Source organism: Paraglaciecola sp. 20A4 (assembly GCF_011378905.1).
Taxonomy (GTDB): domain Bacteria; phylum Pseudomonadota; class Gammaproteobacteria; order Enterobacterales; family Alteromonadaceae; genus Paraglaciecola.
Genome location: NZ_WTPY01000005.1, coordinates 217,355 through 233,386, shown reverse-complemented (window position 1 = coordinate 233,386; position 16,032 = coordinate 217,355). Strand labels below are relative to the sequence as shown.

General features: G+C 42.4%; 10 protein-coding genes. 9 read left to right on the top strand and 1 reads right to left on the bottom strand.

The genetic code is table 11. The features are described 5' to 3' along the window. The first annotated feature begins 156 nt into the window (after window positions 1–156). The 9 genes from pbp4b to GQS54_RS08200 all read left to right on the top strand — a co-directional run bounded on the left by pbp4b (window position 157) and on the right by GQS54_RS08200 (window position 13,204). Window positions 157–2,631 (top strand): penicillin binding protein PBP4B, encoded by a 2,475-nt coding sequence (gene pbp4b / locus GQS54_RS08240; protein WP_166423510.1) that lies wholly within the window; start codon window positions 157–159, stop codon window positions 2,629–2,631. A 49-nt stretch (window positions 2,632–2,680) separates the two neighbouring features. Further along, window positions 2,681–4,312 carry a serine hydrolase gene (locus tag GQS54_RS08235; protein WP_240919863.1) on the top strand — a complete coding sequence of 544 codons (1,632 nt, stop codon included), beginning with the start codon at window positions 2,681–2,683 and terminating at the stop codon, window positions 4,310–4,312. A gap of 262 nt (window positions 4,313–4,574) precedes the next feature. After that, entirely contained in the window at window positions 4,575–6,041 is a 1,467-nt protein-coding gene (locus GQS54_RS08230; RefSeq protein ID WP_166423509.1) for a RimK family protein, read from the top strand. Between the two features lies 1 nt (window position 6,042). Continuing rightward, window positions 6,043–7,242, top strand: a complete 1,200-nt coding sequence (locus GQS54_RS08225) for a GNAT family N-acetyltransferase/peptidase C39 family protein (protein WP_166423508.1) — start codon at window positions 6,043–6,045, stop codon at window positions 7,240–7,242. A 378-nt stretch (window positions 7,243–7,620) separates the two neighbouring features. Further along, the gene (locus GQS54_RS08220; protein ID WP_166423507.1) at window positions 7,621–8,952 is read left to right on the top strand and encodes a sigma-54 dependent transcriptional regulator; all 1,332 of its coding nucleotides are present in this window, start codon (window positions 7,621–7,623) and stop codon (window positions 8,950–8,952) included. A 3-nt stretch (window positions 8,953–8,955) separates the two neighbouring features. Then, window positions 8,956–9,189 (top strand): histidine kinase, encoded by a 234-nt coding sequence (locus GQS54_RS08215; RefSeq protein WP_166423506.1) that lies wholly within the window; start codon window positions 8,956–8,958, stop codon window positions 9,187–9,189. Window positions 9,190–9,243: 54 nt separating this feature from the next. After that, complete coding sequence (locus tag GQS54_RS08210; RefSeq protein WP_166423505.1) at window positions 9,244–10,725, top strand: sensor histidine kinase; 1,482 nt, start codon at window positions 9,244–9,246, stop codon at window positions 10,723–10,725. Between the two features lies 1 nt (window position 10,726). Then, window positions 10,727–11,185 carry a response regulator gene (locus GQS54_RS08205; RefSeq protein ID WP_166423504.1) on the top strand — a complete coding sequence of 153 codons (459 nt, stop codon included), beginning with the start codon at window positions 10,727–10,729 and terminating at the stop codon, window positions 11,183–11,185. A 21-nt stretch (window positions 11,186–11,206) separates the two neighbouring features. Further along, on the top strand, window positions 11,207–13,204 hold the full coding sequence (locus GQS54_RS08200; RefSeq protein WP_166423503.1) for a response regulator: 1,998 nt from the start codon (window positions 11,207–11,209) through the stop codon (window positions 13,202–13,204). Between the two features lie 396 nt (window positions 13,205–13,600). On the opposite strand, the gene GQS54_RS08195 is transcribed toward GQS54_RS08200, so the two are convergent. Beyond that, window positions 13,601–16,030 (bottom strand): efflux RND transporter permease subunit, encoded by a 2,430-nt coding sequence (locus GQS54_RS08195; RefSeq protein ID WP_166423502.1) that lies wholly within the window; start codon window positions 16,028–16,030, stop codon window positions 13,601–13,603. Between the last annotated feature and the right edge of the window lie 2 nt (window positions 16,031–16,032).

Sequence of the window (16,032 nt, the reverse complement as noted above, 5' to 3'; positions counted from 1 at the left end):
TGTGTCTGATGCAGAGAAAAATGCATGAATGATCTATAGACTAAAATTAGCACAATAAGTGATGGAATTATTATTCTAATTATTTATCATGGTTGTAATTAATTATTCTTTTCGGTGATCTGGTAGATGTTAAAGCAACGGGATATCCTGAGCGTTATGAATAAACTTTTAGTGAAATGGCAGCGTTCTGTAGTGATTTGCGCGCTAACAGCAGGCATCGTCAGTTGTGCAACGTTACCGATTAACGAGTTTCCATCCCACAATTTTGGCCACCGCGTTAAATTTTTAGTGATGCATTTTACTGCGATCGATTATCAAAAGTCGGTGAACGCCTTGGTTGATGAGGGCGGGCTCAGTGCGCATTATCTTATTCCCGAATCAAATGATGCTAGTTACCCCCATTCTTCTTTAGAAATCTTACAACTGGTTGACGAGAATAAACGTGCTTGGCATGCGGGCAATAGTTTTTGGCAGGGACGAAGTGAATTAAATGATTCTTCTATAGGTATTGAAATAGTCAATGTACCCGAGTGTCACTGGGATAAGCAGGCTACTACCAACGTAAAAACGGAACATGGTGATAACCGCTTATGTGTCTTTCCTGATTATGATCCTAAACAAATCGAACTGTTAATTGCGCTTAGCAAGGATATTCTTCAGCGTAATCCAGATATTTCGCCCACTCGGATTGTAGGCCATTCGGATATTGCACCTGCGCGCAAGAATGATCCCGGTCCGCGGTTTCCTTGGCATGAGCTGTATAAAGCCGGAATAGGCGCTTGGTATGATAACGATACATTAGACGAATATTGGCAGCGCTTCAGTCAATATCAGCCGAATATCGGTTTGGTGCAAAGCGCGTTACGTACCTACGGTTATGATATTTTAGAGACTGGCATCATTGATGATCAAACCCATGATGTGATCAGTGCCTTTCAAATGCATTTTTTGCCTTGGCAGGTTACTGGCCAAGTCGATAGCAAGACAGCCGCTGCAGTATTTGCACTACTCGATAAATATTTTGCTCATAAAGCTAAAACCTTGATGGCACGCTATATTGCTGAACAATCCTCAGAAGCACCAAACGTAGGATCGCCACAAGATATCCTTAAGTACGGTCAGGTAGACGAGATTTTCCCTATGCAAGAGCGCAGCACGCGCTTGCTAGTGAATGATCGAGAGCGCTTTAAGAGTTATAAAGGGCGTGGTGATATCCTAATTAATAGCTTGGACGCCAAACAGGCTGACATATACGTGAATGGTCAAAAGCTGAATATTACCCAGCCTTTTGCTCAGGATGAGCGTTATCACTATAGTCTAAAACGTCGTACCCAAGACGGTATTAATACTTTACGGGTAGATAATGTGCTGCCTCAGGGAAGCGCGTTACAAGTGACCATACCTTTTCCTCAGTTAGTCGACAACAGTGCTCAATACCAAACTCGTTTCAAGCAGGTTGATGCATTGATCGAGCAAGATATAGCAGATAACTTTCCTGGCGCTGTGCTACTGGTGGTTAAAAATGGTCAGATTATAAAACGCAGTGCTTATGGGTACGCCCGCAAATATGACGACGCTGGTGAATTGCTCAATCAACCAGCAAAAATGCGTATCGATACGCTGTTTGATATTGCTTCCAACACCAAGATGTTTGCCACTAATTTGGCATTAATGAAACTGGTCAGTGAAAACAAGTTAAACGTTAATTTAACCATCCAACATTATTTACCAGAGTATCGAGGTGCTGGCCGTGAAACCCGACTAGTCCGTGACTTGCTGACCCATACTGCGGGTTATGCGCCTCAGGTACGTTTCTTCACTCCAGATAATGAACTGGGTAAAAACTTGTATTCGCAAGATGCCAAACGAACGGACCAATTACTGTTAAATCGTGTGCCGTTTGCTATGGGCCGCAATGTAAAAGCGGTATACAGCGATACGGATTATATGCTGCTGGGTATTTTGGTCGAGCGCATCACCGGCATGGGATTAGATGCCTATGTTGAACATCAGATTTATCAACCATTAGGGTTGAGTAATACTTTGTTCAATCCATTACGCAAAGGACGTGCGAAAGGTGAGTTTGCCGCCACTGAAATTCAGGGTAATAGCCGTGGTGGACGAGTGACTTTCGACAACATACGTCAATACGTTTTACAAGGCGAAGTGCATGACGAAAAAGCGTTTTATTCACTCGATGGCGTAGCTGGGCATGCTGGATTATTCTCGACCGTTGACGACTTAGCCGTGCTTGGACAATTACTTCTTAACGGCGGCGGTTATGGCCAAACGCAGGTGTTCGAAGAAGCCATTTTACAGCAATTTATTAAACCCGAAGAACATGATGACAGTTTTGGTTTGGGTTGGCGTCGTGCTGGCCATGGGCAAAATAAATGGCATTTTGGACCTTATGCTAGTGCCCAAGCCTATGGGCATACTGGTTGGACCGGTACAGTATCGGTTATCGACCCAGAATATGATTTAGCGATATTTTTGCTGACTAATGCTAGGCACTCAAAAGTGCAAGAAGACGACAATGGGCATGTCGCGTTCGAGGGCAAAACCTTCGAAACAGGTAAGTACGGCAGTGTTATTAGCTTAGTATATGAAGCGATTTTGAATGTCGAGTGAAATACGCGCTGTTGGGCGCTCTAATAATGACTTTAAGGCAAATCAAACTATGATTTTATTACGCTGTAGTGGCATCAAATTCGTTACCTTACTCGTCTGCATGTGGACGCTACAAGCAGAGGCTCAAGTGAAACAAAATAAGCCACACGAACCAGTGTTAAACACGTCAAAGTTAGGTGAGCAGGTAGCGCAGATCATGGACCGTTTGCAGATCCCAGGCGTTGCACTAGGTGTGATTAAAGATAATCAGATTGTACTCAAGCAAAGCTACGGGGTGAAAGATATCCGTAACAAGGAGCCTGTTACTGCAAAAAGCCTATTCAAAATAGCGTCAAATACCAAGGCATTTACCGCAGCCGCGTTAGCGATATTGGTCGATGACGGCAAGCTCAACTGGGATGACCCCGTCGTTAAACATTTGCCGAATTTTCAGCTGCATGATCCGTGGATAAGCGCGCACTTTACCATTACTGATTTGCTTACTCATCGTAGTGGATTAGGCTTAGGCGCTGGGGATCTAATGCTTTGGCCCGAACCATCAAGCTTTAGCCGAGAGGAAGTGGTACACAACCTGCGTTTTCTTAAACCCACTGGTCAGTTTCGAGCCGATTATGCCTACGACAATTTGCTTTATATTGTCGCGGGTGAAATTGTGGCTTCCGCGAGTGGACAAAGTTGGGAGCAATTTGTTGAACAACGTATATTCGCTCCCTTAGGCATGCACCACTGTTTCGCGGGACACATACCCAAAGCGCAACAAACCTTGGCCGCGACACCGCATGGTATGGTAAACGGTAAATTAGTGACTATCGTACGTGATGTTGACACCAGTAAGCCTAATGTCTCAGGGGCTGCGGGTGGTATTCAATGCAGTTTGGAAGATATGCTTATTTGGGCGAAAGTACAGCTTAATCAGGGTGTTGCAGCAGATGGAGAACGCTTGTTTTCAATGGCCCAGCACCAAGAAATGTGGACCGCACAAACGATTATGCCAGTATCAAGCACTGACCAGCATTACAACAACAGCCATTTTAGTGCCTATGGTTTAGGCTGGCGTTTGAATGATGTGGATGGGCAGTTGCGTGTTCATCACAGTGGTAGCTTAGCGGGTATGTATTCTTATGTGACGTTTTTTCCAGAATTAGACTTGGGCATAGTGGTGCTTACAAATCAACAATCTAGCGCAGCGCGCAGCGCACTTATTTATAGCTTAATGAAACCTTACTTGGGTGACACTAAAACAGATTGGCTTGAAGTATTTGCACCTAATACGTCGTCTTTAGATAACAAAACCGCAAAAGCACAATCTTCCCATGTTGAACGACTAAACGATCAGTTCTCAAAAACCAAACCAGTCTTAATTAGCGATTCTGAACTTCAAACTGCTTTGGGCAACTATCGTGATAATTGGTTAGGAGATTTTTATTTAGAGCAGCGAGATGGGCGTATTCAATTGCGTTCTAACCGTGTCGTGAAGTTAATTGGTGGGCTATTTGCAGACAATAAAACAGATCGCTATTTAGTGCGTTGGGACGACAGAAGCTTAGAAGCCGATGTGTACGCTCAACTCCACCGAGATGAAAAAGAAGAGGTCACACACATTGAATTGATCCCGGTATTTTCTAATATCGATTTTAGTTACGATTTTCAAGATCTAAATTTGCGTAAGATTAAAGAGTAAGCTTTTGTTTTTAAATGATTTTATATTGCTATCTTGAAGCTTACTTTTGAGCCTCATTTTTAATAAAAATTATTATCATTTTTTTGCAAAAAAATGTTGATTTAATCTACGTAACGCCTATATTCCGCACCAATATCATTGCCCAGACCATCCTACCGATGTGGCAAGCATGAGCTGTTGATTAACTAATTGATTTTGCTTGGCTTGTTGCACTTTTTAGTGTCCTAAATACAAGTCAAATTGCTATTTGGAGCGCTGTAAAATGTTTAAAACTATCGTTGTTGTAGATAATGCCGATGGCTTCCCTAGTTTGGATGCCACGGTTATTGATTTTGCCCAATATCTTGCTGATTACCCAAAGGTAGGTGAGCCAAAAACACGTATTATTAACTTATGTGATACTGATAAATATTTGAGCCAGGGTTACTACTGCTCTTTATTGGCTGAAGCGCGCCAGCATAAAGTGTTGCCGAGTGTGAACACCATTAATGATTTGAGCGAGTCGTTAACTGATCAAGCTAATATGCTAACGCCTGTGCCAAAGTATATGAGCACTGATTTATATGCACATATCGGTGATGAATTACCGGCGGAAATTTTAGTGTTTTTCGGCTGGTCACAAAATGAACGTCACAAGCGTATTGCTAAGCATATTTTTGAGCGCTTTCCTGCGCCTATTTTGCGTTTATCGTTTACCCGAGATGAAAAAGGTTTAAGCGTGCAACCTCAAGCGTTAGGTATTCGTGAAATAGACTCCAGCTTGTGGCCGTTATTTGCTGAACGTTTAGAGCATTTCACTCAAAAGTATTGGCGTAGTCGTAGTAACAAAAAACGTTTTCGTTGGGATATGGCTATTCTGGTAAACCCGGAAGAAAAAACCGCTCCTAGCGACCCTAAAGCGATCCAAAACTTTGTTAAAGCTGCTGAGCAAGTAGGTATAAACGCAGAAGTAATTACCGCTAAACAAGGGCCAATGATCAGTCAGTTCGACGCTTTGTTTATTCGTGAAACGACGGCAATTAATCACCATACCTACCAACTTGCTCGTAAAGGCGAGCAAGAAGGGCTTGAAGTGATAGATGATGCGACCTCTATTTTGCGTTGTTGCAACAAGGTGTTTTTACATGATGCCTTTAGCTACAACAAAGTGCCGTCACCTAAAAGTCGATTTGTGTCCAATTCAAGTGACGAAACCTGTGAATTGATGGAAGCAGAGTTTAACTATCCGATGGTATTAAAGTTGCCAGAAAGTTCGTTTTCAATCGGTGTATTCAAAGTCGAAAACTTGGTTGAATTAAAGTTGAAATTGGTAGAAATGTTACGCCAATCAGCGTTAGTGCTGATACAGGAATTTGTGTACACAGATTTTGATTGGCGCATTGGGGTATTAAATGGTCGTGCGATATACGCGTGCCGTTACTTTATGGCCCGTAACCATTGGCAAATTTACAATCATAGTTCAAAGAAACACTTCTCAGGTGACTTTGAGACGCTACCGACTTTCGAAGTGCCTAAGCCGGTGCTTGACGCTGCTGTTAAAGCCAGCTCTATTGTTGGTAAAGGTTTGTATGGGGTGGATATTAAACAAGTTAACAATCAAGTTTACGTGATTGAAGTGAATGACAACCCAAGCTTAGAGTCTAAAGTTGAGGACTTATACTTAGGTAAAGAGTTATATATGTTGGTGATGCAAGAATTCGCTAACCGCCTTGAGTTACGAGGCAAATAAGATGTCCACTGGGCACAAAAAACAATACAAAAGCAGCCTACCCACACGTATTGCTCCTACTGGGGGCAATGCAAAAGAAAGTGGTATAAATAAAAAAAGCGCGTTGACTATTCGCGGTGCCGAGCTGGATGATATTGCTCAGCTAGTGGAGTTGGAAAATGCTAGTTTTGAGTCAGACCGATTAAGTCAGCGCCGTTTGCTGCATTGGCTTAAAGCAACTGATAGTCACAGAGTGTTTATGGTGGCAACCCATAATGACATTTTGCTCGGTTATGGCTTGGTCATTATGCGTAAAGGTACGCGATTGGCACGGCTTTATTCCATTGCAGTGAGCAGTCATGCTCAAGGTTTGGGTGTGGGTAAAAAGCTACTGCTTGCACTTGAGGAAAAAACCTTAGAACAAGATAAATTGTTTATGCGCCTTGAAGTAGCCACCAATAATACGGGGGCAATTAAGCTATACGAGAGCTTGGGATATCGCACTTTTGGTACGTATGCTAATTACTACCAAGGTTCAATTGATGCGTTACGTATGCAAAAGCCGATTCGTCAGAGTCTGTCATTGCAAACATTGCCCGCTTATCCTTGGTATAAGCAAACTACAGAGTTTACTTGCGGGCCGTCGGCTTTAATGATGGCTATGGCAAACCTGAATAACGAGTTGGATATGTCACAGTCTCTGGAATTGGACATATGGCGTCAAGCAACAACCATATTTATGACATCCGGTCACGGTGGCTGTCACCCCATTGGGTTAGCGTTGGCTGCACATCAGCGTGGGTATTCAGTTACTGCTTACGTGAACACCAAAGCCCCGCTATTCATTGATGGTGTCCGCAGTGAACATAAAAAATACATTATGCAGGCGGTAGATAGGCAATTTTTACAACAAGCCAAGCATTTAGGGATAAAAATAATTTACTCGGATCCTGACGTAAACGCGTTGCAAAAGGGCTTGAGTAAAGGGGCTGCGGTTATCAGCCTAATTAGCACCTATCAGCTCGATGGGAAAAAAATACCGCATTGGGTAACAGTTACACACATTGATGAAGATTGTTTGTACCTACACGACCCCGATCCAGACGATTTACATCCGCAGCCCATGGACTGTCAGCATATTCCCATTGCTCGTGAAGATTTTTATAGTATGTCTGCATTTGGTAAGAGTAAGTTGCGTACCGCTTTGTTAATATCAAAATAGTTTCAAAAACAATAGTTTAAAGCCTGTCAATGACAGGCTTTTTTGGTTTTCGCGGCTAAGAAATAGCTTAATAATTACTATCGCTAGGTGATCCTACGCGTTAATTATTGCGTGTGAGTCGTTTTGGCCTAAGTGTTGCTTACCTAACTCCGTTGTGAAATTTTCCGAGATAGCTCCCTAGCGACACTATTTACAAAAAATCGATGTGATAATATGGCAGGTGCGATGCTACTATCCACATTACATTCTCGAATGATCAGCCAACCTACTCACCGGTGGTTGTTAAATAGGTTAGCTAATCACAACGGTCGATAGACCCTAGATAAGAAATATAGCTAGAAACTGAATTAACAGTTACTCAACAAAAAAGGAATCCACGTGTCTCAAATATTATTAGTCGATGATGATAAGGAATTTACCGACGTAGCCAGTAATATTATCGAGTTTTTAGGTCACGACGTAGAAGTTGCCAACTGCTTGGAAGAAGCCTACAGCTGTATAGAGTTTCAACAGTTTGATCATATACTGCTCGATTTTATGCTGCCAGATGGCAGTGCATTGCATTTAATAGATAAATTAAATACCCAAACTAAAGTACCTTTTGTGACCTTGATTACAGGGCATCCATCGGTCAAAAGTATCATCGCTGGCATGTGCGGGCCTAATGTCAATTACCTTGTTAAGCCCCTGCAGCGAGAAGATTTAGAGCAGGTTTTGTCAGGTAAATCCAAAGCCATTAAAAAGGCTAAATCATCGTCCATTACTAAGCACTTTGACTGCTTAGTTGGTGAGTCTGCACCTATGCAAGAGCTATACGAGATGATAGAGCGGGTGGGCAAAACCAATGCTAACGTTATGCTCATGGGCGAAAGTGGTGTCGGCAAAGAAGTCGTCGCCCATGCTATCCACACTGCCAGTAATTTCGAAGGCCCGCTGGTCGCAACTAACTGTGGTGCGTTATCACGAGAGCTGATCGGCAGTGAGTTATTTGGCCATGAGAAAGGATCATTTACCGGTGCCGTGGGGCGAAAGATAGGGGTATTTGAACAAGCACAAGGTGGTACGCTATTTCTTGATGAAATCACCGAAATGCCACTGGAAATGCAACCGAACTTGTTACGGGTGCTCGAAAGTAAGCGCGTTACTCGAGTTGGTGCTATAAAAGATACGCCAGTTGATTGCCGTGTTATATCAGCCACTAATCGCACGGTCGAAGAAATCGCGCTGAGCAAAGTACTGCGCGAAGACATTTATTTTCGTTTGGCCGTATTCCCTATCACGATTCCGCCACTGCGTGAGCGCTTAGCGGATATTCCATTGTTAGCTACCGCGTTTATTGAGCAGTTAAATGCAGAAAATGAGACTAATTTTGCATGGCAGAATGCCCAGCTCGATCAACTTAAAGCTTATGGTTGGCCAGGTAACATTCGAGAGCTGCGCCATGCTATTCACCGAGCGTTTATCATGAGCGACCCGGCTACGAGCCATATTATGTTGCCCAAGAATTTTGAGTCACCTTTTGCTAAAAGTCAGACTGCATCGAATCAGGTTACGGCAGGACAAACCATTGACGATGTTGAAAAAGAGCTTATTCGCGTGACCTTAGAGAAAGTTGAAGGCAATAAAACCTTAGCTGCTGAAATGCTCGGTATTAGTACCAAAACTTTATATAACCGCTTAAATGCTTGGGAAAGCCAGGCTCAGGGGTAATCTATGCAACCAACACAAGACGCACAATCACCGACCACTAATTCATTAATTCATGATGTGCGCAATCCACTAAACCGTATTTCGATGCAGGCAGAAATGGTGAAACTGGTATTGGAAAACGATATGCCCAAAGAAAAAGCCATCGCCGCATTAGATAAAATATTGGTTGCCTGTCAAGACAGCAGCGCTGCCTTGCAAAAATTAGCAGAGCATTCGCGCTCTATTGCACAGTCGTAATATTCTTTTCATTGGCTTAGTCACTGCGAAGTAAGGCCACATTAAAGGACGAACATGCGCGTTAAACGATTATTTGGTAACACCACTGCGACTTGGGTCATTATCTCCATCATAGTGGTGGGGATTATCGGCATTAACTTATCTATTGCTTTAGGCACGGTAAACCAATTGTCGTCGGTGCAAACCAGTCTCGATAAAACCAGTAACATCATTATGCGGTTAGAAAGCTTACATTTATCTGTGGTGGTCGCGGAATCTGGCCAGCGCGGTTACTTATTGACTGAGTATGAAGAGTATCTGAATCCTTACCATACCGAGCTACAAAGTTTAGATGCAAAAATAAAGCAGGTGCGTGAAATCAAGTCGGATATTGGTAGCCAAAAAGAGCTGATAGACGAGTTGCTTATACTCGTTGATGCCAAAATACATGAGCTAACGAGTACCGTTGATTTGGCGCTACGAGAACGAGAGAAGTCGGCGTTACGGCAAGTAATGACTAATCGCGGTCGTGACTTATATCGAGAAATTCGGAAAAACATCAAACTGCTTGTTGATAAGGAGTACGCACACAGGCGCACTTTGTATAGCGAATTAGAAACTATTCAACGTGACGCTAAGGTCAATTTTGGCGTATCAGCAATTACCAGTGGTTTGCTTGTCATTGGTATGTTTTTGATGGCGCGCATTAACTTGCGTATCAGCACCCGTTACCAAGAAGGGTTGGAAGAGCAAAACGAACAGTTGCTCGACAAAGTGGCTCAGCGAACCCAAGAACTAACAATCTATTCTGAGGAACTTTCGCGTAGTAATCGGGAGCTAGAAGACTTTGCTTTTGTGGCCTCTCATGACTTACAAGAACCGCTACGAAAAATTCAGGCCTTTAGCGATAGGTTAACCACCATTTATAAAGATAAACTTGACGAGCGGGGTGTGGATTATATTAAACGAATGACCACTGCCGCGTTTAGAATGTCCACGTTAATCAATGATTTGCTCGAGTTTTCTCGTATTACCACTCGAGGAAAGGATTTCGTTGAGGTGGAGTTAGATGAGGTATTTGAAGAGGTGCTGGGTGATCTCGAAATAGCCATTAAAGAGAGTGATGCCCAGATAAACGTGGCCCCTCTACCTAGAGTGTGTGCGGATCCGAGCCAAATATATCAACTGTTTTTAAACGTACTGTCGAATGGTTTAAAATTTCGTAACGTTGATCAGGCACCGCTGATAGATGTGTCGGTCGAACAAAAAGATATTTATGATGAATTACAGCATATCGATGTGCCCAGTTGTATCATTACTATAAAAGACAATGGCATTGGGTTTGAACAGACTTATGCTGATAAAATTTTTTCACCGTTTCAGCGCTTACATGGGCGAACCGCTTACAAGGGGACAGGTATCGGCTTAGCCGTTTGTCGACGAATAGTAGAGCGCCATGGAGGAACAATTACCGCGCACAGCGTACCTAATGAGGGTGCAACGTTTATTGTTACTTTGCCAATTGAAGCGGTCGTTAACAAATATATGGGAGAATAGAGTGCCTTATTCAAAAGCAAAACCGATAGTAATATTGATGGCCGATGATGATGAAGATGATCGCTTACTGGCGCAAGACGCCCTGCGAGAAAGCCGTGTATTGAATGAGCTACACTGTGTTGAAGACGGTGTAGAATTATTAGAATTTTTGCGACGAGAAGGCAAGTACAGTGATAAGGACGCCGCCCCGCGACCGGGCCTTATATTATTAGATTTAAATATGCCCCGTATGGATGGCAGAGAAGCATTACAGCAAATTAAACTTGACCCTGGACTGCGCAGTATTCCTATTGTTATCTTGACCACGTCAGCGCAAGAGGAAGATATGATTAAGGGCTACGACCTAGGTGCAGCGTCATATATTACTAAACCTGTCACATTCGACGGATTAGTAGCGTTAATGAGCGCGCTCGGCAAATACTGGGTAGAGTTTGTTGAATTACCCGTGAATAACGGGTGAACCAGAGGCGAGTAGGCAACCATGTCTAATTCAATTTCACGTTTGCTTTTGGTCGAAGACGATGAAGATGATTATATCTTAACGCGAGATTATATTGAGCAATTAAGTACCCTAGAGTTTGAGATTGATTGGGTGACTAATCAGCATGACGCCTTAGCTGAAATGGCACAAAATCGCCATGATATCTGCTTACTTGACTATCAGTTAGGCGCGGAAAACGGGTTAAGCGTTTTAAAGCTGGGTATTGAGGCAGGGTTTACTTCCCCTATTATCATGTTGACCGGTCAAGCTGACGAAGAAGTTGATATGGCCGCACTGGATGCAGGTGCGGTTGACTATATTATTAAAAGTGAATTAAACAGCAGTCGTTTCGCCAGAGCCATCCGTTATGCTCTTGCACGTCGCGAGATTGAAAAAGAGCGTGTTGATCGCTTAAAAGCAGAGGCCGAAAATCGCTCTAAAGACCGATTTTTAGCTCACCTTAGTCACGAGTTACGTACGCCGCTCACATCTATTTTGGGTTATACCGAGCTACTGATGGACTCACAAATTGGCCAGACTGCCCATGCTGAGCTTGGGATCGTATTGAGTAACAGTAAGCATTTATTAAGCTTGCTAAATAACATGCTGGATTTGTCAAAAATTGCAGCTGACAAACTAGAATTGAACATCAGCGAAGTGAATCTAGATGCGCTAATAGCTGACGTATACGCCTTAATGAGTATTCCTGCAGTAGATAAAAATCTTAGGCTTACGGTCAGTTCAGATACTCCCTTACCCCTAAAGATCAATACCGACGCAACCCGTTTTCGTCAGGTACTGATTAACCTCATCAGTAATGCGATCAAATTTACCGAGCAAGGTGGAGTAACGCTTAGGCTTTGGTGTGACAAGCAACAAGGTGCTGAATTACTCTATTTTTCAGTATCGGATACGGGTATTGGTATCCCCAAAGAACAACTGGGTAGTGTGTTTAAGCCATTTGAACAAGTGGCTGACGTTGTATCTCGTCGACAAGGTGGTAGTGGTTTAGGCTTGGCTATATGTACCGAGTTGGTGGCCAAAATGGGTGGTGACATGAGGTTAGAATCGGTATTTGGTTCTGGTAGCTGTTTCACCGCGCATATTCAGACCGGTGATATAAGCGAAGTATCCCATGAACGGCTTAAATTTGATGCGAAGCCATTGGTTGTTAAAGACGTAAAGACTCCACGTTATCAAGGGAAAGTACTTGTGGTGGATGACGTCAATGACATTCGTATGCTAGTCGGGCATATGGTATCAAATACTGGGCTGCGGGTGGAATATGGCAAAAATGGTTTAGAGGCGTTAGACAAAATAACGGATGCACATAATGATGGCCAGCCCTACGATCTAGTATTGATTGATATACATATGCCAGTGATGGACGGATCTGAAGCAATTAAGCAGATACGCCAAAGCGGTATTGCTGCGCCGGTGGTAGCTATGACTGCTGCTACAATGAAAGGAGTTCGCGACCAATTAATTTCCCAAGGGTTTACCCATGTTTTAGAAAAGCCGATCAATCCTGATGCATTGATGAGTGTGCTCAATTCGTATTTAGCTGTTCAACTGAGTGAATCACAGAGTCAAAATAGTGATTCCCCCAACGAGATAGTAAGCGATGAGTCATCTCAAGGGAAATGCAGCGAACAGCAGCATATATTGTTGGTAGAAGACGATGTAGATGCGGCTGATATTACTGCGTTATTGCTTAAAAACTTAGGTGTATCGGTCCATATTGCCCATACAGGAAAAGAATGTGTTGATATTTTCAAGCAGCGAAACGACTGGAGTAAAGTATTAATGGATTTAAACTTGCCTGATGCAGATGGCTTGAGCTTAGCGAAAGAATTGCGTCAGAGCGCACCGCAAGTCGAAATGGTCATTCTAAGTGGTGAGCAGCCCGACAACACTAAGATGAAGGAAGCCGACATTTCCAAATTTATTTTAAAACCAATCAATATGCAGGTACTAACAGACCTAGTTAAAGACTAGTTTCTTGTGTCTCTGACAACACGACCATTTTATCATTTATTACTTTCTGTTAAGTGATCGAATTCCTAGTGTGCCTATTCACTCCTTTAAATTTTTCTACAGCGACGAGTTAAATCACTCTAACAGAGAATTCGCCGGGGCCAGATAGTAGCAGTATCCGGGTTTTAACACCCCAGCCCCAGCGAAAACGGGTGCAAGTTAACGGCGATTTTCAGGCGTTAACTTGGCAAAAGTGTTTTTAACTGTTTCTTCAGCACTTTATTTATTAAATTCAAAAGCAATTTCCGTGCAACTTTGTAACTATTTGAATTTAAGTGATTATTTTTATATTCGTTATTATTTATGCACTAAACTGTGAAGAATCACGACAGTTAACTAGGCATTTAAGCGATGTAGTTATCCCTTTTCACTCACCGGTGACATTTTCTGGCTCTTAGGGTGAACGAATTTTCGTAACAGTACCGGCAGTAATGTGGTATCAGTTACAAAAGCTAGCACCATGGCCAAACAGGTTAATAGTCCGAACAATATACTGGGCACGAAATCAGAAAAGCTAAGTAATGAAAAGCCTACAGCAATGATGGTGGTGGTATAAATTAGCGCATAACCCACGGACTTGAATGTGCTTTTAATCGCTTTACTGCCATCAGTATTTTCTTTATTTAACTCTTCAAGATATCGATGCACGAAATGAATGGTGTCATCGACCGCTATCCCCATGGCAATCGCTGAAATAGTGATTGTCATTAAGTCCAGTGCGATTCCTAGCCATCCCATTATACCTAAAATTACTAGGGTGGTTAAAATGTTAGGGATAACCGCGATAATAGCTACTTTGATAGAGCGAAATATAACTAATAAAACTAACGTGAGGGCACCGAAAACTAAGCCCAAAGTCATAATTTGTGATGAGAATAAACGCTGTAAAATGTCCTGATAAAGCACAAATAAATTAGTCAGGCTATAACTATCAGGTGCGATATCAAGCATCTGCAAATCGTTTCTGAAGGTTTTTAAAAATTCAGCTCGATTGAAATTCACAGTACTGTCTTGAATGCGAGTACTAATACGCAACTGATTGTTTTCAGGGTCAAAATAAGCGCCTAATAATTGCTCTGTGAGAGATTTATCAAGTAATGTATAAATAACCGTTAATTCATATTCGGTGAGTGGTTTACCTTTATTTATTTTCTTTGCCAGCTCAGTGAAGTTAACCACAGAGGTAATATTGCCGGTAGCTTCGTATTGACGCATCACGTGCTGAATTTTTTGCAAAGTCTGGACCGTTTTAGCACTTAAAACTAAGTCATCGCGACGTTCATTTTCGGGGATTGTGTAAATCAAATCCAGTGGAGTAGAGCCGCCGAATTCTCGGTCAATAAATTCCAATTCAGTACGTACTTGAGTCGATTCTTTAAAATAGTTTAAAAAGCTGTTTTCCACGTTTAGTTTCATAATACCGAAAATGGCACCGCCACTTACCACAAGGGTAACTAACACAATTAAAGTGGGGTTTGTTAACGTAAAATGACTAATAGCTGAGACTACATATTGGCTGACACGACTTTCATGACTATCTCCTTTACGTTTAAACGATGCTAGCACCGCAGGAAATAATAATAGGCTGACAGAGATAGACACACCCATCGCTACAATCATCATCCAACCAAAGCTAACGACAGGCTGTATACCGCTGAATAATAGAGAGGCAAAGCCTACACTTGTCGTGATGCCTGCATACAGGCATGGTTTGAATTTATTGATAAATGTTTGATGCAATAGACTTTGCTGGCTCGCTTCCTTGTCTTGTTCTTCTAACTGACGGAACTCGACAATCAAGTGGACCACTACCGCAAGTGTCAGAATTAGCTGCAATGCGATAAAGTTTGAAGAGATAACCGTTGCTCTAAAATCGAGTAATCCGAATAAGCCTACGGTTAGTAATACGCTTAATCCACAGCACAATAGTGGCAGAACAACCCAGCGAATTTTTCTAAACAGAACGAACAAGATCAAACAAATAGCTAAGCCAATAGCACTGCCAAATACTAATAAGTCGCTTTGAATTATGTCGATCATCTGCTGACCAAGTACGTAAGCACCACCTAAAAATAAGTCGGCGTCATCTTTAAATGGCTCAATTATCTGGTATATCTGCTTAATCTCTTGTTGGCGAACCTTTTTTAGTTGCTCCTCTATGGGCTCAGCTTGTTTCTTAAGCTTGTCGATCGTTTGCTCGTCTTGTTCGCTTAGTTGTCCATCAAGAACCTTTTGTTGAATGGCAATGATCTTACTCTGTATATCTCGTAATTCTGTATTTGGTTTGAATACAATCTGCATGGCTGTAGCCGTCTGATCTTTGTTTACCAGCAGATCAGTGAATAGCGGATGATCAGTAAATACCTCGCGCATTTTGTCAGCAGAGTAGCGATTGGCCTGCCAGGTCAATTGATCTGGTTTCAGATCCGGGTCTAGTTCGCCCGATAAAGACAGTAAAGGCACATTTAATATATTAGTGACTTCAGATACTCGTGGTAGGGTTTTGATTTCGCTAGATATTTGCTGAATATCGTTAAAAGACTGTTGACTGAAAACAGGATGATCTTTTGGCTTATAAGCCACCAAGATAAACTCTTGTGGCGAAAAACGCTCATTCATCACTTGGGTTTGCACAAACATTTTATTGTTTTTTATCAATAAAGTGTCCGCCGACGCATCAATCTTAAATTGTTGCGCTGACCATGCTGCTAGGCCTCCAGCGATAACGAATAAAGCCAGAATAAGCTTGGCATAGCGGATAATAAAGTTAGCTATAGATGCAGTCATGA

Bases quoted from the DNA above. Each gene is read 5' to 3' on its own strand.
- pbp4b (WP_166423510.1), top strand. From the start codon at position 157: ATGAATAAACTTTTAGTGAAATGGCAGCGTTCTGTAGTGATTTGCGCG.
- GQS54_RS08235 (WP_240919863.1), top strand. From the start codon at position 2,681: ATGATTTTATTACGCTGTAGTGGCATCAAATTCGTTACCTTACTCGTC.
- GQS54_RS08230 (WP_166423509.1), top strand. From the start codon at position 4,575: ATGTTTAAAACTATCGTTGTTGTAGATAATGCCGATGGCTTCCCTAGT.
- GQS54_RS08225 (WP_166423508.1), top strand. From the start codon at position 6,043: ATGTCCACTGGGCACAAAAAACAATACAAAAGCAGCCTACCCACACGT.
- GQS54_RS08215 (WP_166423506.1), top strand. From the start codon at position 8,956: ATGCAACCAACACAAGACGCACAATCACCGACCACTAATTCATTAATT.
- GQS54_RS08210 (WP_166423505.1), top strand. From the start codon at position 9,244: ATGCGCGTTAAACGATTATTTGGTAACACCACTGCGACTTGGGTCATT.
- GQS54_RS08200 (WP_166423503.1), top strand. From the start codon at position 11,207: ATGTCTAATTCAATTTCACGTTTGCTTTTGGTCGAAGACGATGAAGAT.
- GQS54_RS08195 (WP_166423502.1), bottom strand. From the start codon at position 16,030: ATGACTGCATCTATAGCTAACTTTATTATCCGCTATGCCAAGCTTATT.